Source organism: Pseudomonas sp. H1_D05 (genome assembly GCF_054682705.1).
Map to the genome: position 1 here is coordinate 4,363,478 of NZ_CP162825.1, position 24,589 is coordinate 4,388,066.

Genomic DNA, 24,589 nt, shown 5'->3' on the forward strand with positions numbered 1-24,589 from the left:
ATTCAGCCACCGAGGGACGGACGAGCCATGGATTCGCTGATCAACGCCGCCGGCCGCGCGCTGTCTGCTGGTGACCCGCTAGGCGCGTTGAACTACGTCGCTCTGCGTGAGGATCCGCCGGCGCTGGCCCTGCGCGCAATTGCCATGGCTCAGCTCGGTGATCTGCCCCGCGCCAAGGCGTTGTTGCAACGGGCGATAAAGGCGTTCGGCAGCAATGAACCGCTGTCGCGGGCGCGTTGTGTGGTCGCCGAGGCCGAGGTGGCGCTGGCAGCGCGGGATCTGGGCTGGCCGGTGAAGGCGCTGGAGGCGGCGCGGCGCGTCTTGCAGGAGCACGGTGACGGCGTGAACGCGGCGCACGCGCGCTATTTGCAGATTCGCCGGTTGCTGTTGATCGGCGAACTGGATGAGGCCGAAACGTTGCTGGGTGAAACTGACCCGGCGCCGTTGCCGCCGGCGCTGCGTACTGCTCATGAGTTGATCGCCGCCGGAATCGCCGTGCGTCGGGTCCAGGCACACAAGGCCAGTGCGGCGCTGGCTCGGGCGCAGGCTGCGGCGCAACAGGCCGGGATCACCGCACTGAGCGCCGAGGTCGATCACGCCAGTCACATGCTCGCTGCGCCGGCAGCGCGGCTGATCGTTGCCGGTCAGGCGCAACGGGTGAATCTGGCGCAGGTTGAAGCTTTGTTCAACTCGTCGACACTGATCGTCGATGCCTGCCGATACAGCGTGCGCGGTGCCGGCATGACGGTGGCGCTGGCCACGCGGCCGGTGCTGTTCAATCTTGCTCGATTACTTGCGCAAGCCTGGCCGGACGATGTGGCGCGCGAAACGCTGTTCGCCAAGGCTTTTCGTTTGCCCCTCACGGATGAATCGCACCGTGCTCGCCTGCGGGTCGAAATTGGCCGCTTGCGTGCGGCACTGAAGCCACTGGCGAATATCGCCGCAACGCCAAGGGGCTTTGCGCTGGTGGCCGAGGACGTGGCGTTGCTGACGTTGCCGGTTGAAGACAAATACGCGGCGTTGCTGGCCTTGCTTGCCGACGGCGAGGCCTGGTCGAGTTCAGCGCTGGCATTGGCTTTGGGCAACAGCCAGCGCCAGGTGCAACGCGCCTTGGAGGCTCTGGCGCGGGCGGACAAAGTGCAGGCGTTCGGTGTCGGCCGGGCGCGGCGTTGGATGACGCCACCGCTACCGGGTTTCGCGACGATCTTGTTACTCCCGGTGTCACTGGGCAATGGCTAGGCTGGAGCCACACATCCACGAGGAAGTTGCCATGAAACACTCAAATGCAGAAGTCCTTCGCGAGTACGGTCCTTTTGATGACATCAAAGGCATTCACGGCGTGACATTCGATGGCCAGCAGGTCTGGTTCGCCAGCGACGGCCAGCTCAATGCACTGGATCCGGCCAGTGGCGAAACCGTGCGCACGATCAAGGTTGGCGCCGACGGCGGCACTGCGTTCGACGGCCAGCACCTGTACCAGATTGCCGACCGCCGCATCCACAAGATCGATCCGGCCACGGGGCGCGTGCTCCACACCATCCCGGCCCCGGGGAATGGCGGCGACTCAGGCATGGCCTGGGCGGATGGCTCGTTATGGGTCGGGCAGTATCGCGAGCGCAAGATTCATCAGATTGATCCGCAGACCGGCGAGATCCTGCGTACGTTGGAGTCGAACCGGTTTGTCACCGGGGTGACCTGGGTGGAGGGTGCGTTGTGGCATGGCACTTGGGAGGATGATGAGAGTGAGCTGCGGCGGATCGATTCGCAGGATGGCAAGGTTATCGAGTCGCTGAAGATGCCAAAGGGCTCGGGTGTTTCGGGGCTGGAGGCCGACGGAGCTGATCGCTTCTATTGCGGCGGCGGAGACACTGGGCGGGTGAGGGCGGTGCGTCGGCCCAAATGATGGAGACGCCTACACGGGCCTCTTCGCGAGCAGGCTCGCTCCCACAGTGATTGCGGATGAACACAAATGTTGTGAACGACTTCAAACCCTGTGGGAGCGAGCCTGCTCGCGAAAGCGCAGCGTCAGCCACCGCTGTTGCGACGACGTTCAATACCCTCCGGGCCGCCGATGTCCAGCAACCTTCTTTCCACCAGGACATTCTCAAGGGCCTGACGCTCGACCGGCGCCATTTGGTGTTCACGTTTTTTCAGCTCCAGCAGAATCGGGCTGGACCAGGTGCGGTAGGTCTGTTCGATGTTGCGACGCGACGTCATCAGTCTCTCCTTGAAAAAGAGCCCTGTATTGCGGGCAGGGGCTCTGTCCGATGAGGTAATAACGTTAGTCGAGAAAGCCGAAAGGCGCGAATGCGACGGCTTTATGTGGGAGCGAGCCTGCTCGCGAAAGCGTTGGATCAGTCAATGTTGCAGTGGCTGACAATATGCCTTCGCGAGCAGGCTCGCTCCCACATTGAAGTTGTGGTGGATTGGAATCAGTCGTCGACGTCCATCAGTTGCTGCACACCTTCCCATGCTTCGGCGCGCATGCGTTCAATGTCCAGGCCCGGAATCACGCCGTTCTCCACGACCACGCGGCCGCCCACCAAACTGTATTTCACCGTAATCGGTTCACCCGCTACCACGGGCGCGACGGCGCTGTCGTGGAAGCCATAGAAGCGTGGATGGTCGAGGCTGTAGATCACCAGATCCGCCGCCTGACCGACTTCAAGTGTGCCAACGGCGCCGAGGCCCAGCACTTGCGCGCCGCCCGCCGTGCCCCAGTGAATGACATCTTCCACCGTGGTCGCCGAGGCGCCTTGTTCTGCGCGGTGGATCAGCCATGCAGTGTTGGCTTCGCCGACCATGCTCCCGGACTCATTGGAGGCTACGCCATCCACTCCCGGGGAAATCGGCACGCCGGCCTCATACATCTGCGGCACAGGCGCCACGCCGCTGCCCAGCCGAGCGTTACTCACCGGGCAGTGGGAGACGCCGGTGCCGGTCTGCGCGAGCATACGGATTTCACCGGGTTGTAGATGCACGGCATGGGCGAACCAGACGTCCGGGCCGAGCCATTCGTGTTCGGCGACGAATTCCACCGGCAGGCAATTGTATTTTTCGCGGCAGAAATTCACGTAGTTCTGTGTCTCCGACAAGTGCGTGTGCAGGCGTAAGCCGAGGCCACGAGCGGTGTGCGCGAGTTCGCGCAACAGGGTTGGCGGCAGCGAGAACGTTGGCGTGGTCGGGGCGACCACCACGCGGCGCATCGCGTCCGGGGTGTCCTGGTGGTACCGCGATTTCAACCGTTCGATATCGCCGACCATTTGCTCAAGGCTTTCCGGTTGCAGCGCGGTTTTCGAGAAGCCCGGATGGGCGCTCGCCGACTCCAGCGCGCCGCCACGGCACAGGACAAGGCGCAGGCCAAACTCATCCGCCAGATCGAACAGCAGATCACCGGTCTCGGTGCTGCCGTGGGCGTGGTAGAGATAATGGTGATCGGCGCAGGTGGTGACGCCGGACAGCAGCAATTCGACCATGCCCAACCGCGCGGCGATCCGCGCCAGTTGCGGGGTAAAGCGGTTGAGGCGCGGGTAGGGCACGCTGGCCAGCCAGCCTTGCAGGTCTTGATTCAAACCTTCGGGCACGGCTTTGAGCAGGTTCTGGAACAGGTGGTGGTGGGTGTTGATCCAGCCCGGATAGACCACGCAGTTGCGCGCGTCGATCACCCGTTCGCCGGGTTGTGGCTCAAGGTTCGCAGCCATTTCGGCAATACGGCCATTGACCACGCGGATGTCCACGGCACCGGCCCGCGCGCGGGGGCCGCGCAGGCCGGTCATCACCGCGACCGGGTGCTTGATCAGGATGTTCTGAAGTCGAGTCATGGGCAGCTCCAAACTAAAGGATGTGCGAGGCGGATTTGCTGGCGGTGGTTTCCGCCACACTGACGCCATTCAGCGCGGCGTTGAGCAGCACCGACACCAGACAGGCGATGACCACGCTGCTGTGCAGGAACGGCTGCGACCACTCGGGGAGTTGTTTGAACAAGGTTGGCGCGAGCACCGGTACCAGCGCGGCGGCGATGGTGAAACCGACGATCAGCACGTTGTAGCGATTGCGCTCGTAGTCGACTTTGGCGAGGGTCTGAATTCCCGCCGCCGCGACCACGCCGAACATCGCAATGCCAGCGCCACCGAGGGCAGCGGTCGGCATCGAGGCGATTATTGCGCCGGCCTTCGGCACCAGGGCAATCGAGCACATCAGCAGGCCGCTGACTGCGACCACCCAACGGCTGCGCACGCCGGTCAGAATCACCAGGCCGACGTTTTCCATGAAGGCGATAAAGGGAAACGCGGCGAACATCCCGGCGATGGTGCTGGCCAGGCCGTTGGCGCGCAGGCCGTTGATCACCTGTTTGTCTTCCACCGGTTTTTCGACGATGTCGCCGATGGCCACGAACAGCCCCATCGACTCGACCATCTGCACGATCATCACCACCACCATGGTCGCGATGGGGATCAGGCTGAAAGTCGGCAGACCGAAATAGAACGGGTAGGGTACGGTCAGCCACGGCGCTTCTTCGACGCTGTGGAAACTGCCCATGCCGAGGCCATACGCGAGGCCTGCACCGATCAGCATACCGATCAGCACCGCCATGTTGCGCAGTAGCGGGCTGCCGTAGCGGTTGACCAGCAGAATCGTCAGCAACACCACCACCGCCACACCGAGAAACGCCGGGGCGCCGAAGTTGCTCGCGTTGCGCCCGCCGCCGACCCATTCATAGGCAATCGGGAACAGCTGCAAGCCGATCACGGTGACGATGCAACCGGTCACCACCGGCGGAAAAAATCGCCGCAATCGACCCACGAATGGCGCCATCAGCATGGTGAACAACCCGGCTCCGATCACCGCCCCGCAGACTCCGGCAAAGCCCACCTCCGGGTTGCTGCCGATGGCGATCACCGGGCCGACGCTACTGAACGCCACGCCTTGCAGAATTGGCAGGCGCACGCCGAATTTCCAGAAACCAACGGTTTGCAACAGGGTGGCGATGCCCGAGCAGAACAGCGTGGTGCTGATCAGCACCACCGTGTCGGCATGGGACATTTTCAAGGCACTGGCGACAATCAACGGCACGGCGATGGCGCCGATGTACGACACGGCCATGTGTTGCAGGCCGAGGGTGAGCATCTGTCGCACCGGTAAAATGCGGTCGACGGGGTGCACGGTGGCGGCGGATTGCGTTGGAGATGGGGCTGACGACATGGGGAAACACCTCTGGCTGTTTTTATGCGGTAGAGAGGGGTATTCGTCTGATGCTGATCAGCTCAAGGACACAGTGGAACCCTGTGGGAGCGAGCTTGCTCGCGAAGGCGATATATCAGTCAACTGAGAGGTTGAATGTGACGGCCTCTTCGCGAGCAAGCTCGCTCCCACAGGGACTTGTGCAGCCCCAAGTGGCGAACATCAGTCATTCGTGCTGCGAAGCCGCCATCCACCGGCTTCGATGCCTTGTTTCAGCCTGCCAGGCAGGCGGCGAAGCCCTGGTTCAGCGCCGCGCGGTCGAGGTCGCGGCCGATGAATACGATCTTGCTCGAGCGGGGCTCCGTGCCCCACGCGGTCGAGGCGCGGAATTCCACCAGACTGTGCACGCCTTGCAGCACGTAGCGCTGGTCCTCGTTGGCCACCGCCAGCACGCCTTTCATGCGGTACAGATTGTCGGCCTGGGAGGAACGTAGTTCGCTGATCCAGCGGTGGAAGGCCATCAGGTTGACCGCGCCGTCCACGGCGATGCCCACCGATGACACGCTTGGATCGTGTTCGTGATCGGGCGCATCGTGATGATGAGCGTGGTGGTCGTGGTGCTCAGGTTCAGCACCGATTTCCATGAGCTTCTGCGTGCATTCGAATGCGCCGATGCCGAGGATTTTCGTCAGGTCGATTTGCGCATGGGTCGAGGTCACCAGATCCGCTGTAGCGTTCAAGCCACGGATCTTGCCGCGCAGAATTTCCACTTCGTCGCTGCTGACCAGATCAACCTTGTTGATGACGATCCGGTCGGCGCAGACAATCTGATCCACCGCCTGATTGTCGACGCCATCGAGTTGCAGATCCTCCAGATGCTGAGCGATGTGTTTGGCGTCGACCATGGTGACGATCGCGTCGAGTTCTACTTCTTCGGCGATCGGGTCATTGATGAAGAAGCTCTGCGCCACTGGATACGGATCGGCCAGGCCACTGGTTTCGATGAGGATGTGATCGAGTCGCACCGGCCGCGCCACCAGTTCGCGGACGATGCGCACCAGGTCCTCGCGAACCTCGGCAGTGCAGCACACGCAGCCGTTGACCATCTCGTAGATTTCTTCGGTCTCGGAACTGAGGACGAGGTCGCCGTCGATACCGACTTCGCCGAACTCGTTTTCGATCACGGCGATTTTGCGGCCGTGGTTTTCCTTGAGGATGTAATTGAGCAGGGTGGTTTTACCCGCGCCGAGGAAGCCGGTGAGGATGGTCACGGGGATTTTGGTGTTGCGGGTTGGGGCGTTGAATGGGGTGTTCATGGTGAGGCTCCTTTGATTGACCGGTGCACACTGAATTCGGGTGATGCTGCTTTTCTGTAGGAGTGAGCCTGCTCGCGATGGCGGTGTGTCATTCAGCAGTGATGGCGACTGTTCCAACGCTTTCGCGAGCAAGCTCGCTCCCACAGGATCCCTGGTGTTCTCGCCATCGTTGTGCGGTGCCAGAGTCGAGACCAAACAGGTCGAGCACGCGGCCGAGGCTGTGGTCGACCATTTGCGCCAGGTTCTCCGGGCGGGCATAGAAGGCGGGCACCGGCGGGGCGATGATCCCGCCCATCTCGGTAACGGCAGTCATGTTGCGCAGGTGGGCGAGGGTCAGCGGCGTTTCGCGGGCCATCAACACCAGCGTGCGACGTTCCTTGAGCGTGACGTCGGCGGCGCGGCCGATCAGTCCTGATGACGTGCCGGTGGCGATTTCCGCCAAGGTACGCATCGAACACGGCGCGACGACCATGCCCAGGCAACGAAACGAGCCACTGGCAATTCCGGCAGCGACGTCATCGGCGCGGTGATAATGGCTGGCCAGCGCGGTCACGTCGGCCAATTTGTAGTCGGTTTCGTGGGCCATGGTCAGCAGCGCGGCACGGCTGATGATCAGGTGGCTTTCGATGTTCAGCTCGGCGAGCAGTTGCAGGAGTCGCACGCCATAGATGAAGCCGGACGCGCCGCTGATACCGACCACCATCCGCTGGCGGTTCATGATTCAAGTCCTTTGAGCAGAACCCGCGCACGTTCGAGTACCTCTTGATCGAGCTGCGCCTTGATTCCGTCAAACCCGGAACCGCGAGTTGCATCGAGGCCCATCCGCGAGGTGGTGCCATTCACTGAGGACGATGGATCGAGCGGACTGCCCGGCAAGCCATCAATGGTAAAAATATCCAGATGCGGCTGGAAATGCGTGGCCAGCGCCCACAGCACCTGGCTGTCGTCGCAGATGTCGATGTCGCTGTCCACCGCGATCACGGTTTTCAGGTACGGATCCCAGCCGAGCAGCGCCAGCATGATCTGCCGCGCCTCGCCGTCGCGACTCTGATCCAGCGCCACGTAGCAGTGAAAGTGCGTGCCGGAATTGGGGTAATGCACGGCGGTGACGGCGGGGAAACGCGCTTTCAGTTTCTCGCTCATTTCCGCTTCGCGCGGCAGGCGGGCGAGGGTCAGGTGCTCGGCGTAGCGGCCGCCCATGACGTCGACCAGCCAGGCGTCTTTGCGCTTTAACAGCGTATCCACGCGCAGCACGTTGTTGGTCGAACGATCCGAGGAGTAACCGCTGAACTCACCGAACGGGCCTTCCTCGGCGTATGCCGCCGGGTCGATCGCACCTTCCAGCACGAACTCGGCATACGCCGGCACACCGATGCCGTAGCGTGGGGTTTTCACCAGCTCCAGCGGCGCGCCGAACAGCCCGCCAGCGACGGCACGTTCATCGGCGCCATAAGGCAAGCGCGCAGCAGCGGCGAGCATGAACAACGGATGCGCACCGACGACCATCGCCACGCGCAGTTCTTCGCCACGCTCGCGAGCGGTCTGCAACATCCGCCACAAGTGCCCACGGGAATGCAGGCTGGTCGCAAGCGCTTGCCGGGCGTGGCGCATCGAGCGGTGATAGCTCATGTTGGCGATGCCGGTCAGCGGGTCTTCGGCGATGATGATTGCGTTGGTGATGTATGGGCCGCGATCGCTGGCGAAATGCTTGAGCATCGGCAGCAGCGCCAGGTCCAGCGCTTCGCCTTCGAAGACCTCATCGAGGATCGGACCGCTCTCCACATAGCGTGGTGCGATGGGCTGGTTGGCGCGGGTCTGGAAGGTTTCGTGCAGTTGCGCCGCAGTGACGCCGAACAGCCGGGCAATGCGGGTTCGGGAGGCAAACAGATTGGTCGCCACCGGCACACCGAGGTTGCCGACGTGTTCGCAGATCAGCAGTGGATCGCGACCTTGGGCGGCGAGGGCATCGACCAGGGCGGTGACGTCCTGATCGGCGGAAATCGCTGGGGTGACAGTCAGCACATCGTCCGGGTACTCACGGCGATAGGCGTCGATGAACACGTGAAAGTCCTGAGAATCGCCGAGCGTCGAACGGGTCATGGTGTCACCTCGTAAAAAGCAGGCACGCAGGGGTGAGAGGGCGATCGCGCGGCCAGCCGTTGGCCTGCCGGTCGAGCGAACGCCGGGTCATCTTCGTGCCTGTAAAGTCGCTGTGCTTTTAAATTCTGGCAACGAACCCTGTGGGAGCGAGCTTGCTCGCGAAGGCATTGATTCAGTCACCATCGTTGTTGAATGACACACCGCATTCGCGAGCAAGCTCGCTCCCACAGGTTTTGTGTATGGCTACAGATAGGTGGTGGTCAGGCGTATGTCGGCCTCGACCAGATCCTTGGGCGGTGGCGTCGGTTCGATCCCGCACAACCGGGCGATGTTGTTGCCCAGGTAGTCTTCGAGATGATCCTCATCGATACCCAGACCTTGCGGCGCCGGTGAGCACAACACCTCAAGTTCGCGCAGCCACATGCCCGGTTCGTTCGGCGGTGAATCGGTGCCAAAGACGATCTTGTTGCGCGGCAGCTCCTTGGCGAATTCGACGATCCGCGACTGGAAGCACCAGCCCGATTCGCAGTAAACGTTCGGCGTGTCCATGGCCATCCAGAACGCTTCGAATGAGTAGTTGCCACCAGTCTGGATACCGAAGTGGCCGATGATGAAATTGACCATCGGGAACTCGCGGATGATCGGGTAGAACATCGTTGGAATCGTGTACGGGCCATCGCCGGTGTGGATCAGCACGACGATGTTGTACTTGGCGCAGACCTTCATCGCCGGGCGCAACCAGTCGAGTGCGCGATCCGGGCGATAGCCGTGCATGTTGGCGTGCAGCTTGAGCATCTTGAAGCCGTATTCCTTGATGTGGAATTCCAGCTCCGCCGCACCGTTTTCCGGCCCCCAGCGCGGGTTGAAGTTGAAGTTGCCGATAAAGCGATCCGGGTACTTCATGCACAGTTCGGCGATGTACGACATGTAATCGCGCACGCCCTTGCGGCCCCGGCGGTTGCCGTCGCGATAACCGGTGTTGCCCGGTGGCGGCTGGATGAAACCCATGTCGATGCGGCGCGGTTTGCCGTTGATCATGTACGGGCCGTCCATCAACTTGAGCATGCGCTCGCCAGTGAACGGTTCGCCGGTGTGGCGCCAGGCCTCGTCGACCAGGTTGGTAGGGTGCAGATGGGTGTCGATGATCATCGGTTCAGCTCCTGGCCAGTTGAGTGGTGACGGGACGCTTGAGTTGCGCCTCTGCTTCGGAAACGGAACGGGGTGGCGGGGTCGGTTCGAGGCCGATCATTCGCGCGGTGTTGTTGCCCAAGTAGTCTTCGAGGGTGTCCTCGTCGAGGTTCAGGCCTTGCGGCGGCTCGTGGCAGAGCACTTCGAGCAGGCGCAGCCACATGCCCGGTTCGTTCGGTGGCGTGTCGGTGCCGAAGAGGATCTTGTGCGTCGGCAAGACCTTGGCGAATTCGACGATCCGCGATTGCAGGCACCAGCCGGATTCGCAGTAGACGTTGGGCAACTCCATCGCCCATTGCATCGGTTCGAACACATAGACGCCGCCGGTCTGCACGCCGAAGTGGGCCATGATGAAATTGACGTTGGGAAACTCCTTGATCATCGGCACCCATTCCGACGGGATGCTGTAAGGCCCGTCGCCGGTGTGCAGCTTGACCGGAATGCCCAGTTCGGCGCATTTCTCGAAGCATGGGCGAACCCAATCGAGGGCACGGTCAGGACGGTAGGCGTGCATGTTGGCCTGCATCTGCACCATGCCGAAACCGTGTTCCTTGACGTAGCGCTCAATCGCCTCGACGCCGTTTTCCACACCGCAGCGCGGGTTGTAGACGAAGCAGCCGATGAAGCGGTCCGGGTAGGTCTGGACCATTTTCAGGGTGTAGGCCATGTAGGCGTCGATGGATTCGCGGCCCGAGAGTTCGCCGTCGGTCCAGGTGTAAATCGTGTTGCCCTGCGGTGGCTGGATGAAGGCTTTGTCGATACGGCGCGGCTTGCCGTTGACCATGTACGGGCCATCCATCATCTCCAGCAGACGCTCGCCGGTGAACGGGTCACCGTCATGCCTCCAGGCGAGGTCCACGAGATCCGTGGGATAGCAGCTGATATCGATGATCATTGCAGTCGATCTCCTGATAGCGGGGAAGGGAGCCTTGCGGCTCTCGGCATCCACGTCCCGGGCAATCGGCCGTTGCTATGCGCAAGACACGCGCATTCCCTCGCCTGTTCGCATCCGGCCCGGGTGGGTGGTTGCTGAGGGCGAGTATTGGAAGGCGGGGTTGGGTTCGTACAATATTAATTGGGCGCGGTGGTGATACTTGTTCGATATGGGCAGGTCAAAAGCGACCCTCACCCCAGCCCTCTCCCGGAGGGAGAGGGGGCCGACCGAGGTGTCTTTCGCGATGCATCGACCTGAGAAACCGACGCGATTATGGATTCGGCGAGGCTGGTTCAGGTCGACGATTTTCTGAAGCATTCCCCTGTCAGATGGAATCGATTATGGATTCACAGCAGGAGGTGCACGTCGGTGTCATTCGCCAATATTCCCCGATCGGTCCCCTCTACCTCTGGGCGGTCCGACGTTTCGGGAGGGCTAGGGTGAGGGCAGGGTTCTCAAGCGTACACAGGACTAACTGCCTAACCGCATCAACCACCGGCGCCACACGCTCAACCTGCCCATGCGGCCACACCGCGTAAAGGTTGTAATGCGCCGCAATCTGCGCCTCGTTCAACGCCACCAATCGCCCACTGCGCAACGCATCAGCCGCCAGTAATCCACGCACCAACCCTGCGCCAACGCCGGCCTCAGCCGCCGAAATCAGATTCGCCGCATTATCAAAAATCACCCGCGCCGGCGGTTCGGTCGGTGTCATCCCAGCCGCATCCAGCCATGGAATCCACGACCGCCGCGTATACCCCAATAGCGGCAACTGCAGGATCTGCGCCGGGCTAAGCGGCACTTGCAAACCATAGCGTTCAAGCAACTCTGGCGAAGCCACCGCCAATACCCGATCGCCACAAATCTGCGTCATCTCGCAGTCGTCCCAATCGCCATAGCCATAACGCAACGCCAGATCCACTCGCTCAAACGTACTGCGATCACTGCGCGGCATCGACAGCAGCGTCACCTCGTAATCCGGCAAGCCATCAAGCAACTGCGGCAGGCGCGGATTGAGCCAGCTTTGCGCCAGTTCACTGTCGACATCCAGGGTCAAACGTTGCGCCACGCTGCGGTTCTTCACCGAGGAAATCGCCCGGTCGATTTGCGCCAGACCATCCGACAACACACTGGCAAACAACTGCCCGGCATCGGTCAGGTTGCTGCCGCCACCTTCACGGACGAACAGCGGCTGGCCGATGAAATCTTCCAGTGCACGAATCTGCTGGCTGATCGCACTGTGGGTCAGGTCAAGTTTGCGCGCAGCGCTAGAGAAACTGCCGCTGCGCGCCGCGTGGATAAACGCGCTCATGGACTGCACCGACGGGTATCGCTTGTACATGTTGTTAGTCCTGCTTACAGCGGTTGGCAGAAATCGTCGCTGGCCGCGTTTTGCCCGGGGTTCCAATAATCGGCCACCAGGCCCGCACAAAGACGGGCCGCTCTTTTGGAGCCTGACAATGATTGCATTCACGGTTAACGGCGAACGACGCGAGCTGGATGAAGCATCCTCCTCCATGCCCTTGTTATGGGTACTGCGTGATCAACTGAAACTCACCGGCACCAAGTTCGGTTGCGGCATGGGCCTGTGCGGTGCCTGCACCGTGCACCTGAACGGCGTCGCGGTGCGTTCCTGCCAATTGCCGGCGGCGGCCGTCGCGGGCCACCGCATCACCACCATCGAAGGTTTGTCACCGACGCAAAACCACCCGTTGCAACTGGCCTGGATCGCCGAAGATGTGCCGCAATGCGGTTACTGTCAATCCGGGCAGATCATGTCCGCCGCCGCGTTGCTCAACACCGGTGCGGCGGTGACCGATGATTCGATCCGCAACGCGATGTCCGGGAATATCTGCCGCTGCGGCACTTACGGGCGCATCAACAAAGCGATCAAACGCGCGGCGAATGCGCCGAAGGAGGCGTGATGAGCCTTATCGACGACAGCCGCATAGAATTGCCGCGGCGAGTGTTTCTCAAGCAAGCGGCGACGTTTGCTTCGGGCTTGGCGATTGCCCTTTATCTGCCGGGTGGCATGGCGGCGACTGACCCAAAAGCGCCGGCCCCGGCGAGTGAATTCGAACCCAATGCCTGGGTGCGCATCTTTCCCGACGGCACGGTGAAACTGGTGGTGCACAAGCACGACTCCGGCACCGGCACGCAAACAGCGCTGGCCGCGTGCGTGGCGGAAGAACTGGACGTCAACCCGATGACCGTGCAGGTCATCACCCCGGAAGATCCGTTTTTCGAGACTTACATTCATCCGGTCTGGAAGGTCTTTTCCACTGGCGGCAGCACCAGTGTTTCCCTGGAATACGAGCGCCTGCGCATGGCCGGAGCCATGGCGCGGGCACTACTGATCACGGCAGCCGCCAAGCAGTGGAAAGTCAGCCCTGACAGTTGCACCACCGAAGAAGGTCGGGTCGTTCACATTGCGAACAAACGCAGCCTCGGTTACGGCGAACTGGTCGGCGTCGCGGCGAATCTGCCAGCCCCGACAAACGTCAAGCTGAAGGATCCGGCGCAGTTCAAATACATTGGCAAACTGCGCCACAAACGTGATGCGGCAGCCAAGGTCTGCGGGCAATTCAAGTACAGCATCGACGTGCAATTGCCAGACATGCTGGTCGCCGTGATTCAGCGCGCGCCGGTGGTTGGATCGACAGTGCTCAGCGTCGACTCAGCGGCCGCGTTGCAGGTGCCGGGCGTGCGCAAAGTGCTGGCGATTGCGGGGCGCCCTGATGTGCTCGGCGGCAATCAGGAAGGTGTCGCTGTGTTGGCGGATACGTTCTGGGCCGCACAGCAGGGGCGCAATCTGCTGGCGATCAAATGGAGCGATTCGCCCTTGGCCGGGTTCGACAGCGAGCAACTCTCCAGCGCGCAGGTCAAGGCCATCGGCGATCCGCAAGCACAAACCGTCAAAGCCATGGCCCAGGGTGATGTCGCCGGGCAATGGTCAGGCGCGGCGAAGCTGATCGAAGCCGATTACACCGTGCCCTACAAGGTGCAAAACCCGCTGGAACCGATCTGCATCACCGCCCACGTCAAGGACAAAGCGATCACTTACTGGGGCGGTGTGCAGGTGCCGTCCTCGGCACTGGAAGCGGCGCAAACCGTGTGTGGCATCGACAAGGCCAACGTGACCATTCATGAATTGGTCTCCGGCGGCAGCTTCGGCGCGCGGGAGGCTAAATACTGGTTGTTCGAAGTCGCGTATCTGGCGCAGAAAACCGGCGTGCCGGTGAAACTGCTCAACAGTCGCGAGGACGAAATGCACGCGCTGTTCAATCACCCCGCGACCTTGCATCGAGTCAAAGGCGCGCTCGACGCCCAGGGCAAACTCACCGCGCTGCAACTGCACGCGGTGTCGCCGGCCTCGCCGGAGCAGTGGGAGCCGGGTTACTTCGAACGGCCGGACCATATGGATTACAGTACCACCGAGGCGATCACCGCGTGGGACTTCGCCTATCGACCACCGCACCTGGAACTGAACTGGGTCAAGCATGAAAGCCACGTGCCCAGCGGTTGGTATCGCTCGGTGAGCTTCATCCCCAACGTGTTCGCCGTGGAAAGCTTCATGGATGAGCTGGCCCACGCCGCTGGCGAAGATCCATTGGCGTTCCGGCTGGCCAATATGCAGGAGCGGCCACGGCATGTGGCCGTGCTCAAGCAGGCTGCCGAGCGCGCCGGTTGGGGCAAAACGTTGCCGCCGGGCACGGCGCTGGGGATCGCCACCAACCAGGGTTACACCAGTTTTATTGCGGTGGTTGCGAGAGTGGCAACGGTTGATGGCAAGGCCCAGGTCGATAAGCTGACCTGTGTGGTCGATTGCGGTCTGGCGGTTTCGCCGGGCGGTGTCGAGGAACAGATCTACGGCGGTCTGATGTGGGGACTTGGCCATGCGTTGTTCGATCGGCTCGACATCAAACAGGGCCGGGTGGTGCAGAGCAATTTCCACGATTACCGGGTGATGCGCATGTCCGACATGCCGGCCACCGACATCGTCGTGTTGAATGGCGAGCCGAGTAAGCCCGGTGGCGTCGGCGAGTTGGGCAGCCCTTCGGTAGTGCCGGCCATCGCCAATGCCTTGTTCGCGCTGACCGGCGTACGCCAGCGTTCGACGCCGCTGAGTCTGGGGTAAGCCGTCATGGATCTGCGTCTGCTGCGGTACTTCATGGCGTTGGCCGATGAGCTGCACTTCGGTCGCGCCGCCGAGCGCCTGCATATCTGCCAGCCGCCGCTGAGCCAGCAGATTCGTTTGCTGGAAGAGGAACTCGGCACGCCGTTGTTCGAGCGCAGCCATCATCGGGTCGAACTCACGGCGGCGGGGCAGATGCTTAAGGAGCAGGCGCCGCTGGTGTTCGAACAGCTTGAGCGGGCGTTGGACCTGACGCGGCAGACCGGGCGCGGACAACTTGGTGAGCTGGAAATCGGCATGATCAGTTCGGTGATGGTCGGCGTGCTGCCCAAGGCCTTGCACCTGTTTCGCCAGCGTTATCCGCAGGTCAACTGGCGTTTGCATGAAATGACCCCGGCGGCGCAGGTCAAGGCGTTGAAGGAGAAACGCATCGACGCTTGTGTGTTTCGCGTCGGCTATGACGATCCACAGTTGCGCAATGAACTGCTGATCTACGAGCCGATCAACGTGGTGATGCCGGCGGATCATCCGCTGGCTGGCCGCGCGGTGCTGGCGCCGGCGGATCTGGCACAGGAGCCGTTTGTGGCGCTGGAATTGAAGCAGTCGCGGTTCGCCCATTTTCTGTTTCAGTGCTGCATTCAGGCCGGGTTCACGCCGCAGATTCGTCAACAAGTGATCGAGGTGCAGACCTTGCTGAGTCTGGTGCGCGCCGGGTTTGGCGTGGCGCTGTTGCCGGCGTCCATTGAGCAACTGGCCCCGGCGGGGTTGGTGTTCCGGCGCCTGACCCCGGCGTTGCCGGAGGTGCCGCTGTATGCCACTTATCGGGCGGACGATGCTTCGCCGGTGCTCAAGCTGTTTCTCGATACGCTGCGCGAGTTGGTCGAAACCTCAAGCCAACACTGAATCCTGTGGGAGCGAGCTTGCTCGCGAAGGCATAGTGACAGTCGAAAAATGTTTTGAATGAAGTACCGCATTCGCGAGCAAGCTCGCTCCCACAGGGGATTTGCGTTGTTGCAAGAATTTAACGCTGGCACGATCGCAAGCGCGTGCGGTCGTACTCTTCACATGGCCGTATCACTTGTGGAGATCCAATGAGCCAGGAAGTCCTGACCACCGAAACCAACCGCCGCCAGTTGCAGCAGATCATCGCCGGGCTGTCCGACGGGGTGATCCTGTTGGAGCTGGATCAGAGCATTCTCTGGGCCAACGAAGCTGCGCTGGCCATGCACGGTGTCAAACGGATCACCGATCTGGGCCACAATGCCGACGAATACGCCAAGAAATTCAACCTGCGCTATCGCAATAATCACTCGATCACCGCCGAAAACTACCCGATCAGCCGGGTAGCGCGCTGTGAGAGTTTCAATGACGTGCTGATCGAAGTGTCGCCGAGCGACGACCCGGAGCGAATCTGGGTGCACAGCGTGCGCAGCATGATTCTCACGGACCGCGAAGGGCAGCCCGAGTCGCTGGTGCTGATCATGAGCGATGTCACCGATTGGGCCAATGCCGAGCAGCGCTTCGAAAGGACGTTTAACGCCAACCCGGCACCGGCAGTGATCTGCCGGCTCAGTGATCTGCGTTACATCAAGGTCAATCCGGGGTTTCTGGAAATGACCGGGTACACCCGCGAGCAGGTGATTGGCACGTCCTCTTATGAAATCGACATTTTCGAGCAGGCCGAACACCGGGACCTGGCTATTCAGCGCCTGCGCGACGTCGCGACCATCCCGCAGATGCAAGCCGAGCTGCGCCTGCCCGATGGCAGCAGCAAGCAGGTGATCGTGGCCGGCCAGCCGCTGACGCTCAACGATGAGGATTGCATGCTGTTCTCCTTTGTCGACATGGAGCTGCGGCACAAGGCCGAGGTGGCGTTGCGGCAGAGTGAGGAGCGTTTTGCCAAGGCGTTTCGCCTGACGCCGGTGCCGATCCTGATTTGCAGTGCTGACGAACAGCAGGTGATCGACGTCAATCAGGCGTTCCTCGAAACCCTGGCTTATGACAGCGACGACGTGCTCGGCAAAACCGTGCCGCAGCTGGACTTTATCGATGACAGCGGCGCGTGCACGCGGTTGCTGGCGGCGCTGGCGAAAAACGGGCGAGTCGATCGGGTGGATGTGCGGGTGCGCAAGAAGGATGCGGATCTGCTCGAGTGCGCGCTGTCCGCCGACACTGTGAATATTCAGGACACACCGTGCTATTTGCTGGTGCTGATGGACATTACCGAGCGCAAGCGTACCGAGCTTGAGTTGGTGGCGGCGATTGAGGAGGTGATGAAAGACGCTTCCTGGTTTAGCCGTACGTTGATCGAGAAACTGGCCAATGTGAAAAAGGTCAACTCGCCGCAACTGCCTAGCGTTTCGTTCACCGATCTGACGGCGCGTGAGCGTGATGTGCTGGGGTTGATCTGTGAAGGGCTGGCGGACAAGGAGATCGCGGTGCGGCTGAAACTGGCACCGAACACGGTGCGTAATCATGTCGCCACGGTGTATTCCAAGCTCGATGTGCACAGTCGCAGTGAGGCGATTGTCTGGGCGCGCGAGCGTGGATTGTTTTCCGGGGGGTGGAGCGCCAAGGGCCAGCGCTGAGGTGCAAATGCACTAGTTCATCAGGTGCATATTGAGGTGTTGGCGGTCGACGGCTGTTCTTAGTCTGGCGGGGTGCGATACGAGTTTTTTCTGGCTCGGGATCGCGGCCCTTCGCAGTCGTTATAGGAACAGTCTGATGATGAATCTTGCGCAGTTGCGCACGCAGCTTGAACACAGTTTTTCGCCGCTGGCGTGTGAGTGTCTGGTGGACGGCGATCATTCGCTGACGGTGAAGCTTTATCACCCGGTGTCGGGGCAGGTGGATCTGGTGATCAGTGGGTTGAAGCTTGATGCGCTGCGGACGCGGGAGTCGGTTGAGGCTTTGATTGAAGAATTGCGGTATGAGTTGGAGAGCAACACTTTGCGTTCTTTTCGGGATCCTGATTTGGCTTAGGGCTTTTAGGCTTGGCGGCCTTTGGGCAGACCATGCTCTTGGGGGGTGGGTGGATATCCGTTTCTTTGGGTGCTGCGGCTGGCGGTTTCGCTCTTACAGCGACTCACTTTTCCAGACGCCGAAAAGTAAGCAAAAGGCTGGGCCCCGGCGTTCGGCCCGCTCGCTGGGGCTCGGGGTTCCTTCGCTCCGGGATCGATCCGGGCGCAGCGCCTACGGTTTGCTTCGCTGCACCTCCTCTCGCTGTGTTTGGCTTCGCCAAACGGTCGCTGCGCTCCCACCCCCGGATCAATCCCTCCACTCAGCCTGCCGAAGGGGCCAGCACGGCAAGATCAAGAGCTGCAGCCGAGCTAACGCTCATCCTGTTGAGTGGTGAGAAGCACAAGCGATGCGCGATTTGTGCTGTTTTGCTTTGGCTGTTCTGTGGGAGCGAGCTTGCTCGCGAAGGCGGCCTGACAGCCGACCAATTTCTGCCAGATGTACTCGTTCCAACTGTGGGAGCGAGCTTGCTCGCGAAGGCGGCCTGCCAGCCGACCAATTTCTGCCAGATGTACTCGTTCCAACTGTGGGAGCGAGCCTGCTCGCGAAGGCGGCCTGACAGCCGACCAATCTCTGCCAGATGTACTCTTTTCAACTGTGGGAGCGAGCCTGCTCGCGAAGGCGGCCTGACAGCCGACCAATTTCTGCCAGATGTACTCGTTCCAACTGTGGGAGCGAGCTTGCTCGCGAAGGCGGCCTGACAGCCGACCAATTTCTGCCAGATGTACTCGTTCCAACTGTGGGAGCGAGCTTGCTCGCGAAGGCGGCCTGACAGCCGACCAATCTCTGCCAGATGTACTCTTTTCAACTGTGGGAGCGAGCCTGCTCGCGAAGGCGGCCTGACAGCCGACCAATCTCTGCCAGATGTACTCTGTTCAATTGTAGGAGTGAGCCTGCTCGCGAAGGCGGCCTGACAGCCGACCAATCTCTGCCAGATGTACTCTGTTCAACTGTGGGAGCGAGCCTGCTCGCGAAGGCGGCCAGCCAGCCGACTAATCTCTGCCAGATGTACTCTTTTCAACTGTGGGAGCGAGCTTGCTCGCGAAGGCGGCCTGACAGCCGACCAATTTCTGCCAGATGTACTCTTTTCAACTGTGGGAGCGAGCTTGCTCGCGAAGGCGGCCTGACAGCCGACCAATTTCTGCCAGATGTACTCGTTCCAACTGTGGGAGCGAGCTTGCTCGCGAAGGCGGCCTGACAGCCGACCAATCTCTGCCAGATGTACTCTTTTCAACTGTGGGAGCGAGCCTGCTCGCGAAGGCGGCCTGACAGCCGACCAATCTCTGCCAGATGTACTCTGTTCAACTGTGGGAGCGAGCCTGCTCGCGAAGGCGGCCAGCCAGCCGACTAATCTCTGCCAGATGTACTCTGTTCAATTGTAGGAGTGAGCCTGCTCGCGATGAGGCTCTATCAGGCAAAGCACATTTCAATTTGCCAATCCTCTCGAATCCGAACGCAAAATCGACAGCCACTTCCTCCCGATCCGGCCGATTCACTGGCGCTTGCGGGGGGCTCGGCTATAAAGAATGAGTGGTCAGGTCTTCCGTGGTCGGTTCGGTCGCGGGAGTTGCTCTTCCATTTGTCGCGGGTCGTCCTATGAACAATCTTGGGAAACGCGTGTTGCCGTTGGCTTTCTTTACAGTGTTGTTGGCGGGTTGCGCCAGTCCTCCACCCCCTCCACCGGCAGCGCCGCCGCCACCGCCGGAGCGCACGTGTCAGGTGCTCGAAAACACTGAGGTCGCCGGTGACGTGTACGCCGACGGGCAGGTTACTCGACACATCACGACCACCCGTTGCGTCACGCAATAGCGCCGGCGGGGCGGCAGTCCCGGGTTGAGCGGATTGTGCTGGTGGCCGACCTGGCCGGCACTGCGGTGTTTGCCGTGGAAGGCGCTATTGCGGCGATGCGCAGTCAGCTCGACTTGCTCGGTGTGATGGTGATTGCGTTTATCGTCGCCCTCGGTGGCGGGGTGACTCGTGATTTGTTGATCGGTGCGACGCCACCCAATGCCGTGGCCGATTGGCGCTACCCGGCGCTGGCGTTTTTCATGGGCGGGCTGGCGTTTGCCTTTCATGAGCAGGTGCTGGGCTGGTCCGGTTCAACCCTGATTGTGCTGGATGCAGCAGGCTTGGCGCTGTTTGCCGTGGCCGGTGCGCAGAAAGCGTTGAATTTCGGGATCACGCCGTTTGTGGCGATGCTGATGGGCACCATCACCGGCGTCGGTGGCGGGGTGATACGCGACATTGTGCTGGCGCGGATACCGGTGGTGTTGCAGGCGGATTTGTATGCGAGTTCGGCGTTTGTCGGTGCGGCGGTGTTGATCATCGGCCGCAGGCTGGGCGTTTCGCCGGTAGCGGCGGCGTTGCTGGCGGGGGCGGCGTGTTTGCTGTTGCGTTTGCTGTCGGTGCATTTCGGCTGGCAGTTACCGAAAGTCCTCGATGCCTGATTCAAGCAGTGACCTGTGGGAGCGAGCTTGCTCGCGAATGCGGTGTGTCAACCAAATCATTGTCGATTGACACTACGCCTTCGCGAGCAAGCTCGCTTCCACAGGGTTAATCATTTGCCGTTTAAATCAGGACAGAAACCCACCGTCCACATTCAGCGCAACCCCGGTGGTGTAGCTCGACGCATCGCTCGCCAGGTACAGCACCGCGCCGGCCATTTCGCTCGGATCAGCCACACGCTTGAGCGGGATCTGCGTCAGCGCTTGCTTGAGAATCGCATCATTCTTCACCAGCGCCGAGGCAAATTTGGTGTCGGTCAAACCCGGCAGCAGCGCGTTGCAGCGAATGCCGAACTGCGCGCACTCCTTGGCGAAGACCTTGGTCATGTTGATCACCGCCGCTTTGGTCACCGAGTAGATGCCCTGGAAGATCCCCGGCGAAATGCCGTTGATCGACGCGACGTTGATGATGCTGCCGCCACCGTTTTCGCGCATCAGCTTGCCGGCTTCGACCGACATGAAGAAGTAGCCACGGATGTTCACGTCAACGGTTTTCTGGAACGCACTCAGATCGGTGTCCAGCACATTGCAGAATTGCGGGTTGGTCGCGGCGTTGTTGACCAGAATATCGAGGCGGCCGAACTGTTCCTTGATCCCGGCGAACACCTGGCTGATCTGTTCCATTTCACCGATGTGGCAGGCCACGGCCGTGGCTTTGCCGCCGGCGGCGATGATCGCGTCGGCGACATGCTGGCAGCCGTCGAGCTTGCGGCTCGACACGATCACATGGGCGCCTTGCTGGGCCAGCAGTTTGGCGATGGCTTCACCGATGCCACGGCTGGCGCCGGAAACGAAAGCAATTTTACCGTCGAGGTCGAACAACTGAGTCTTGGACATAAGGGTTCCTGGGTGTGGGCCGTCAGAGGCTCGATTTCGCAATGACCTGCAAGCTCATCTGCTCCAGCAGTTTGTTCATGTGAATGAACTGCGCGAAGCGTTTGTCCTGGGTCTGGCCGTGGTAGAAGCGGTAGTAGATCTGCTGCACGATGCCGGCCAGACGGAACAGGCCGTAGGTGTAGTAAAAGTCGAAATTGTCGATCTGGATGCCCGAACGTTCGGCGTAGTAATCGACGAACTCGCGGCGGGTGAGCATGCCCGGCGCGTGGCTTGGCTGGCGGCGCATCAGTTGCACCGGCGCCGGATCGTCCGCCTGAATCCAATAGGCGAGGGTGTTGCCCAGATCCATTAACGGGTCGCCGAGGGTGGTCAGTTCCCAGTCGAGTACGCCGATGATCTGCATCGGGTTGTGCGGGTCGAGGATGACGTTGTCGAAGCGGTAGTCGTTGTGGACGATACTTGAGGTCGGGTGGTCGGCCGGCATCTTGTCGTTGAGCCAGGCTTTCACTGCTTCCCAATGCGGCGCATCCGGGGTCAGGGCTTTTTCGTAGCGCTCGCTCCAGCCTTTGATCTGACGGGCGACGTAGCCTTCCGGTTTGCCCAGATCGCCCAGGCCGCAGGCGTTGTAGTCGACGCGGTGCAGTTCGACGAAGCGGTCGATAAAGCTTTTGCACAGGGCTTCGGTCTTTGCCGAATCAAGGCCCAGCTCCGGCGGCAGCTCCGAGCGCAGGATGATCCCTTTGACCCGCTCCATGACGTAGAACTCGGCGCCGATCACCGATTCGTCGGTGCAGTGCACGTAGGCCTTCGGGCAATACGGAAAACCGTCGCGCAATTGATTGAGGATGCGGAATTCACGGCCCATGTCGTGGGCGGACTTGGCCTTGTGGCCGAACGGCGGACGGCGCAGGACGAATTCCTGTTCCGGGTATTCCAGCAGGTAGGTCAGGTTCGACGCACCGCCAGGAAACTGGCTGATCGCAGGTGTGCCGCTCAGGCCTGGAATGTGCGCCTTGAGGTACGGATCGATCAGGCTGGCATCGAGTTCTTCGCCAGAGCGGATACGGGTGGACTGGTCAGTAAGCGCCATGCTTATCCCTTCTGCTTATTTTGGAGGCCAGACATCATTGGCTAATCTAATGGCGCGCTCGGGGCGCCACAAGCGCGAGTCGGTCTTATAGGCTAGCGTGTTGCCCGATAATCACCTTTGGGAATGTGCGCGAAAAGTCGCGGTGAACCAGGGTTTTGCGGATATGCCGTGACCGAAAAGGAGGGCTGGGACGAGCGCTCGACACGTCGTCCGGTGTGCTTCAGTGCACGCGCTGATTGTTGAGTTTCGGAGGCAAGGCAATGGGCGTCAGTACCGGTTCGCCCGAAAAAAACGCCACGAGATTTTTGCCCACCAACTCCACCGTGCCTTGAGTGGCTTCCGGTGACAGACCGGCGACGTGTGGCGTCAGTAGCACGTTGCTCAGGGTTTTCAGCGCATCCGGCACTTGCGGCTCGTGGTCGAACACATCCAGTGCGGCGCCGGCAATTTTGCGTTGCTCAAGCGCTGTGATCAGATCCGCCGTGGCGATCACACTGGCGCGGGCGATATTGACGACAAAGCCTTTCGGCCCCAGCGCATCGAGCACCGGGCGAGTCACCAGATGCTGTGTACCGATGCCGCCAGGCGTGGCGATGATCAGGAAATCCGAGGCCCGTGCCAGTTCGGTCGGCGTCGAGCAGAACGTGTAAGGCACATCGCTGCGCACCTGGCGGCTGTGATAGCTGATCTCCATGTCGAAGCCAAAGTGGGCGCGTTTGGCTATCGCCATGCCCACGGCGCCCAGCCCGAGAATCCCCAGGCGTTTGCCGGCCAGCGACGGGCGCATGATCTTCGGCCATTCACCGCGGCGTACCGCAGCGTCGCAACGAGGGATATCCCGGACCAGCGCCAGCAGCATCGCCATCGCATGGTCGGCCACCGACGAGGCATTGACCCCGGCGCCGTTGGTGACGGTAATGCCACGGTTACTGGCGGCTTGCAGGTCGACCTGCTCGTAACCGGCGCCGATCACCGTGATGATTTTCAGTGCGGGCAGGGCGGTGATTTCATCGGCGGTCAGGCCCAGCGGCCCGCGAGTCAGCACCGCGTCGATGCGGCTGCCGTGAGTGGCGATGGCTTGCGCACGCTCGGCCGGCGTGGGGGCGAGGATCAGGTGAAAACCCTGATGTTCGAGGATCGGCAAATAGTCATTGATGGTTTCAACCAGTACCAGAACGGTTGCGGGCATTGCGCGGCTCCTGTGAACGTCGGCGGGTCGGTCGCGAAAGTCGTTTCAGAGTGCTGAATCCGCAGCGGCTTGGCAATCGTTGTCATTCACGCAGTGGTGCTTTGATTCTGGACGGCTTCGGGCAAGAAGCAAGGGTAGGCAGCACACCGGTGATCCGGTGTGCTGTCGGCATCATTGGGCTGCTTGGGCTTTGGTTTGTTCTGCGAGGGCAATCGGCTTGAAATCATAGGTTGGATAAAACTCGGTTCGGTAACTGCCCCATGCGGTGTTTTCCAGGGCGAGGTTCACTTCTGCCAGCCGTGAGGCGGGGAAGCGTACGGTCACCACTTGGCCAATGCCCATCATGATGTTCCAGCTCACCACTTCGACCCCGGCGGGGGGGAAGGTCTTGTAGAAGCCTTGTTGTGTGAGCTGGGCCTTGAGTTCGCTCAGCGGGCGGGTCTGATCATGTTTCAGAAACACGGTCAGCATCATTGCATTGTCGGCGGTGGCAACAGTATTTGTGGCGGGTTGGGTGGCAGCTTGCGCACTGACTCCGGCGCAATACACCGTGGAGGCCAGCAACGTCGACATCAGCAGGGTTTTAACTGTCTTTTGCATGTTGAACTCCTGGTTTTATTGTTTGATGGCGGATTTGGTTTCTACGGTGCCGGTATACGGCGCGTGAACGACATGAATACGTACAAGTGGATTGTTGTCGATCATGTCGCGGGGGACTTCCCGAGAGTAAGTGAATTCACTGTTGTTCAGTGTTTCCAGGCGCCTGACAATTGTTTTGGTCGGACCGATATCGGATACCAGAATGTGCTGTTTCTGGTTGCCGGTGACAAAGAAATAACCGCCTCCGCCTTTGTTGTACTTTGACTCGCCTGTGTCGGTGTAAAAGAACTCGTATCGATTACTCTCGGGATCCCAGGTCGATATACCTACGACGCCGGGATACTTCGCCTTGACGTCTGTTTCAGGAGCGCCATCGATGTAGACCTTGGTAGTCAGCCATCGCGGCGAAGAAGCCAGCTCGCGGACATCAGCGCTGGCAAGCGGGGTGAAAAGCAGTCCGGTCAACAGCAGGCCGGTGATCGTGCGCTTTTGCATGC

Annotated in this window: 22 protein-coding genes; 8 read left to right on the forward strand and 14 right to left on the reverse strand. The window is 61.0% G+C overall.

Annotated features, from left to right (window positions below):
• Positions 1-27 precede the first annotated feature (27 nt).
• Both AB4O11_RS19705 and AB4O11_RS19710 read left to right on the forward strand, forming a co-directional pair.
• Complete coding sequence (locus AB4O11_RS19705) at positions 28-1,239, forward strand: helix-turn-helix domain-containing protein (protein ID WP_460127991.1); 1,212 nt, start codon at positions 28-30, stop codon at positions 1,237-1,239.
• 31 nt (positions 1,240-1,270) lie between these two features.
• Positions 1,271-1,903: a Vgb family protein gene (locus AB4O11_RS19710; RefSeq protein ID WP_460127994.1), complete on the forward strand. Its 633-nt coding sequence runs from the start codon at positions 1,271-1,273 to the stop codon at positions 1,901-1,903.
• A 122-nt stretch (positions 1,904-2,025) separates the two neighbouring features.
• Here AB4O11_RS19710 and AB4O11_RS19715 read toward each other — a convergent pair whose 3' ends face one another.
• From AB4O11_RS19715 to AB4O11_RS19755, 9 genes are all read right to left on the reverse strand, one after another.
• Positions 2,026-2,217: a hypothetical protein gene (locus AB4O11_RS19715; protein ID WP_095047481.1), complete on the reverse strand. Its 192-nt coding sequence runs from the start codon at positions 2,215-2,217 to the stop codon at positions 2,026-2,028.
• A 215-nt stretch (positions 2,218-2,432) separates the two neighbouring features.
• The gene (locus tag AB4O11_RS19720) at positions 2,433-3,821 is read right to left on the reverse strand and encodes an amidohydrolase family protein (protein ID WP_460127999.1); all 1,389 of its coding nucleotides are present in this window, start codon (positions 3,819-3,821) and stop codon (positions 2,433-2,435) included.
• Between the two features lie 13 nt (positions 3,822-3,834).
• On the reverse strand, positions 3,835-5,202 hold the full coding sequence (locus AB4O11_RS19725; protein WP_093438891.1) for a nucleobase:cation symporter-2 family protein: 1,368 nt from the start codon (positions 5,200-5,202) through the stop codon (positions 3,835-3,837).
• A 251-nt stretch (positions 5,203-5,453) separates the two neighbouring features.
• The gene (locus AB4O11_RS19730; RefSeq protein WP_460128002.1) at positions 5,454-6,497 is read right to left on the reverse strand and encodes a CobW family GTP-binding protein; all 1,044 of its coding nucleotides are present in this window, start codon (positions 6,495-6,497) and stop codon (positions 5,454-5,456) included.
• A gap of 88 nt (positions 6,498-6,585) precedes the next feature.
• Entirely contained in the window at positions 6,586-7,215 is a 630-nt protein-coding gene (locus tag AB4O11_RS19735; RefSeq protein WP_460090509.1) for a UbiX family flavin prenyltransferase, read from the reverse strand.
• Positions 7,212-8,597, reverse strand: coding sequence for a UbiD family decarboxylase (locus tag AB4O11_RS19740; RefSeq protein ID WP_460128006.1), 1,386 nt, complete (start codon positions 8,595-8,597; stop codon positions 7,212-7,214). The genes AB4O11_RS19735 and AB4O11_RS19740 overlap by 4 nt, the downstream gene beginning before the upstream one ends.
• A 243-nt stretch (positions 8,598-8,840) precedes the next feature.
• Entirely contained in the window at positions 8,841-9,746 is a 906-nt protein-coding gene (locus AB4O11_RS19745; protein WP_460128009.1) for an amidohydrolase family protein, read from the reverse strand.
• A gap of 4 nt (positions 9,747-9,750) precedes the next feature.
• The gene (locus tag AB4O11_RS19750) at positions 9,751-10,680 is read right to left on the reverse strand and encodes an amidohydrolase family protein (protein WP_166220831.1); all 930 of its coding nucleotides are present in this window, start codon (positions 10,678-10,680) and stop codon (positions 9,751-9,753) included.
• Between the two features lie 442 nt (positions 10,681-11,122).
• On the reverse strand, positions 11,123-12,061 hold the full coding sequence (locus tag AB4O11_RS19755) for a LysR substrate-binding domain-containing protein (protein WP_460128012.1): 939 nt from the start codon (positions 12,059-12,061) through the stop codon (positions 11,123-11,125).
• A gap of 118 nt (positions 12,062-12,179) precedes the next feature.
• Between AB4O11_RS19755 and AB4O11_RS19760 the strand changes: the two genes are divergently transcribed.
• From AB4O11_RS19760 to AB4O11_RS19785, 6 genes are all read left to right on the forward strand, one after another.
• Complete coding sequence (locus AB4O11_RS19760; RefSeq protein WP_460128015.1) at positions 12,180-12,644, forward strand: (2Fe-2S)-binding protein; 465 nt, start codon at positions 12,180-12,182, stop codon at positions 12,642-12,644.
• Complete coding sequence (locus AB4O11_RS19765) at positions 12,644-14,857, forward strand: xanthine dehydrogenase family protein molybdopterin-binding subunit (protein ID WP_460128018.1); 2,214 nt, start codon at positions 12,644-12,646, stop codon at positions 14,855-14,857. Before AB4O11_RS19760 ends, AB4O11_RS19765 begins: the two co-directional genes overlap by 1 nt.
• A 6-nt stretch (positions 14,858-14,863) precedes the next feature.
• On the forward strand, positions 14,864-15,757 hold the full coding sequence (locus AB4O11_RS19770; RefSeq protein ID WP_093438857.1) for a LysR substrate-binding domain-containing protein: 894 nt from the start codon (positions 14,864-14,866) through the stop codon (positions 15,755-15,757).
• 188 nt (positions 15,758-15,945) lie between these two features.
• Positions 15,946-17,442: a helix-turn-helix transcriptional regulator gene (locus tag AB4O11_RS19775; protein ID WP_460128022.1), complete on the forward strand. Its 1,497-nt coding sequence runs from the start codon at positions 15,946-15,948 to the stop codon at positions 17,440-17,442.
• Positions 17,443-17,578: 136 nt separating this feature from the next.
• Positions 17,579-17,836 (forward strand): DUF1652 domain-containing protein, encoded by a 258-nt coding sequence (locus AB4O11_RS19780; protein WP_460090514.1) that lies wholly within the window; start codon positions 17,579-17,581, stop codon positions 17,834-17,836.
• Positions 17,837-19,665: 1,829 nt separating this feature from the next.
• Positions 19,666-20,319 carry a trimeric intracellular cation channel family protein gene (locus AB4O11_RS19785; protein ID WP_257358207.1) on the forward strand — a complete coding sequence of 218 codons (654 nt, stop codon included), beginning with the start codon at positions 19,666-19,668 and terminating at the stop codon, positions 20,317-20,319.
• A 126-nt stretch (positions 20,320-20,445) separates the two neighbouring features.
• On the opposite strand, the gene AB4O11_RS19790 is transcribed toward AB4O11_RS19785, so the two are convergent.
• The 5 genes from AB4O11_RS19790 to AB4O11_RS19810 all read right to left on the reverse strand — a co-directional run bounded on the left by AB4O11_RS19790 (position 20,446) and on the right by AB4O11_RS19810 (position 24,587).
• Entirely contained in the window at positions 20,446-21,213 is a 768-nt protein-coding gene (locus AB4O11_RS19790) for an SDR family oxidoreductase (RefSeq protein WP_034152479.1), read from the reverse strand.
• Positions 21,214-21,235: 22 nt separating this feature from the next.
• Positions 21,236-22,303 (reverse strand): phosphotransferase family protein, encoded by a 1,068-nt coding sequence (locus tag AB4O11_RS19795; protein WP_093437060.1) that lies wholly within the window; start codon positions 22,301-22,303, stop codon positions 21,236-21,238.
• 220 nt (positions 22,304-22,523) lie between these two features.
• Positions 22,524-23,492, reverse strand: coding sequence for a 2-hydroxyacid dehydrogenase (locus tag AB4O11_RS19800; protein ID WP_093437063.1), 969 nt, complete (start codon positions 23,490-23,492; stop codon positions 22,524-22,526).
• Positions 23,493-23,663: 171 nt separating this feature from the next.
• On the reverse strand, positions 23,664-24,092 hold the full coding sequence (locus AB4O11_RS19805; RefSeq protein ID WP_093437066.1) for a hypothetical protein: 429 nt from the start codon (positions 24,090-24,092) through the stop codon (positions 23,664-23,666).
• 15 nt (positions 24,093-24,107) lie between these two features.
• Positions 24,108-24,587 carry a DUF4822 domain-containing protein gene (locus AB4O11_RS19810; RefSeq protein WP_460128025.1) on the reverse strand — a complete coding sequence of 160 codons (480 nt, stop codon included), beginning with the start codon at positions 24,585-24,587 and terminating at the stop codon, positions 24,108-24,110.
• Between the last annotated feature and the right edge of the window lie 2 nt (positions 24,588-24,589).

Bases quoted from the DNA above. Each gene is read 5' to 3' on its own strand.
- AB4O11_RS19705 (WP_460127991.1), top strand. From the start codon at position 28: ATGGATTCGCTGATCAACGCCGCCGGCCGCGCGCTGTCTGCTGGTGAC.
- AB4O11_RS19800 (WP_093437063.1), bottom strand. From the start codon at position 23,492: ATGCCCGCAACCGTTCTGGTACTGGTTGAAACCATCAATGACTATTTG.
- AB4O11_RS19770 (WP_093438857.1), top strand. From the start codon at position 14,864: ATGGATCTGCGTCTGCTGCGGTACTTCATGGCGTTGGCCGATGAGCTG.
- AB4O11_RS19765 (WP_460128018.1), top strand. From the start codon at position 12,644: ATGAGCCTTATCGACGACAGCCGCATAGAATTGCCGCGGCGAGTGTTT.
- AB4O11_RS19795 (WP_093437060.1), bottom strand. From the start codon at position 22,303: ATGGCGCTTACTGACCAGTCCACCCGTATCCGCTCTGGCGAAGAACTC.
- AB4O11_RS19755 (WP_460128012.1), bottom strand. From the start codon at position 12,061: ATGTACAAGCGATACCCGTCGGTGCAGTCCATGAGCGCGTTTATCCAC.
- AB4O11_RS19810 (WP_460128025.1), bottom strand. From the start codon at position 24,587: ATGCAAAAGCGCACGATCACCGGCCTGCTGTTGACCGGACTGCTTTTC.
- AB4O11_RS19750 (WP_166220831.1), bottom strand. From the start codon at position 10,680: ATGATCATCGATATCAGCTGCTATCCCACGGATCTCGTGGACCTCGCC.
- AB4O11_RS19780 (WP_460090514.1), top strand. From the start codon at position 17,579: ATGATGAATCTTGCGCAGTTGCGCACGCAGCTTGAACACAGTTTTTCG.
- AB4O11_RS19805 (WP_093437066.1), bottom strand. From the start codon at position 24,092: ATGCAAAAGACAGTTAAAACCCTGCTGATGTCGACGTTGCTGGCCTCC.
- AB4O11_RS19715 (WP_095047481.1), bottom strand. From the start codon at position 2,217: ATGACGTCGCGTCGCAACATCGAACAGACCTACCGCACCTGGTCCAGC.
- AB4O11_RS19775 (WP_460128022.1), top strand. From the start codon at position 15,946: ATGAGCCAGGAAGTCCTGACCACCGAAACCAACCGCCGCCAGTTGCAG.
- AB4O11_RS19790 (WP_034152479.1), bottom strand. From the start codon at position 21,213: ATGTCCAAGACTCAGTTGTTCGACCTCGACGGTAAAATTGCTTTCGTT.
- AB4O11_RS19720 (WP_460127999.1), bottom strand. From the start codon at position 3,821: ATGACTCGACTTCAGAACATCCTGATCAAGCACCCGGTCGCGGTGATG.
- AB4O11_RS19730 (WP_460128002.1), bottom strand. From the start codon at position 6,497: ATGAACACCCCATTCAACGCCCCAACCCGCAACACCAAAATCCCCGTG.
- AB4O11_RS19725 (WP_093438891.1), bottom strand. From the start codon at position 5,202: ATGTCGTCAGCCCCATCTCCAACGCAATCCGCCGCCACCGTGCACCCC.
- AB4O11_RS19740 (WP_460128006.1), bottom strand. From the start codon at position 8,597: ATGACCCGTTCGACGCTCGGCGATTCTCAGGACTTTCACGTGTTCATC.
- AB4O11_RS19745 (WP_460128009.1), bottom strand. From the start codon at position 9,746: ATGATCATCGACACCCATCTGCACCCTACCAACCTGGTCGACGAGGCC.
- AB4O11_RS19710 (WP_460127994.1), top strand. From the start codon at position 1,271: ATGAAACACTCAAATGCAGAAGTCCTTCGCGAGTACGGTCCTTTTGAT.
- AB4O11_RS19760 (WP_460128015.1), top strand. From the start codon at position 12,180: ATGATTGCATTCACGGTTAACGGCGAACGACGCGAGCTGGATGAAGCA.
- AB4O11_RS19735 (WP_460090509.1), bottom strand. From the start codon at position 7,215: ATGAACCGCCAGCGGATGGTGGTCGGTATCAGCGGCGCGTCCGGCTTC.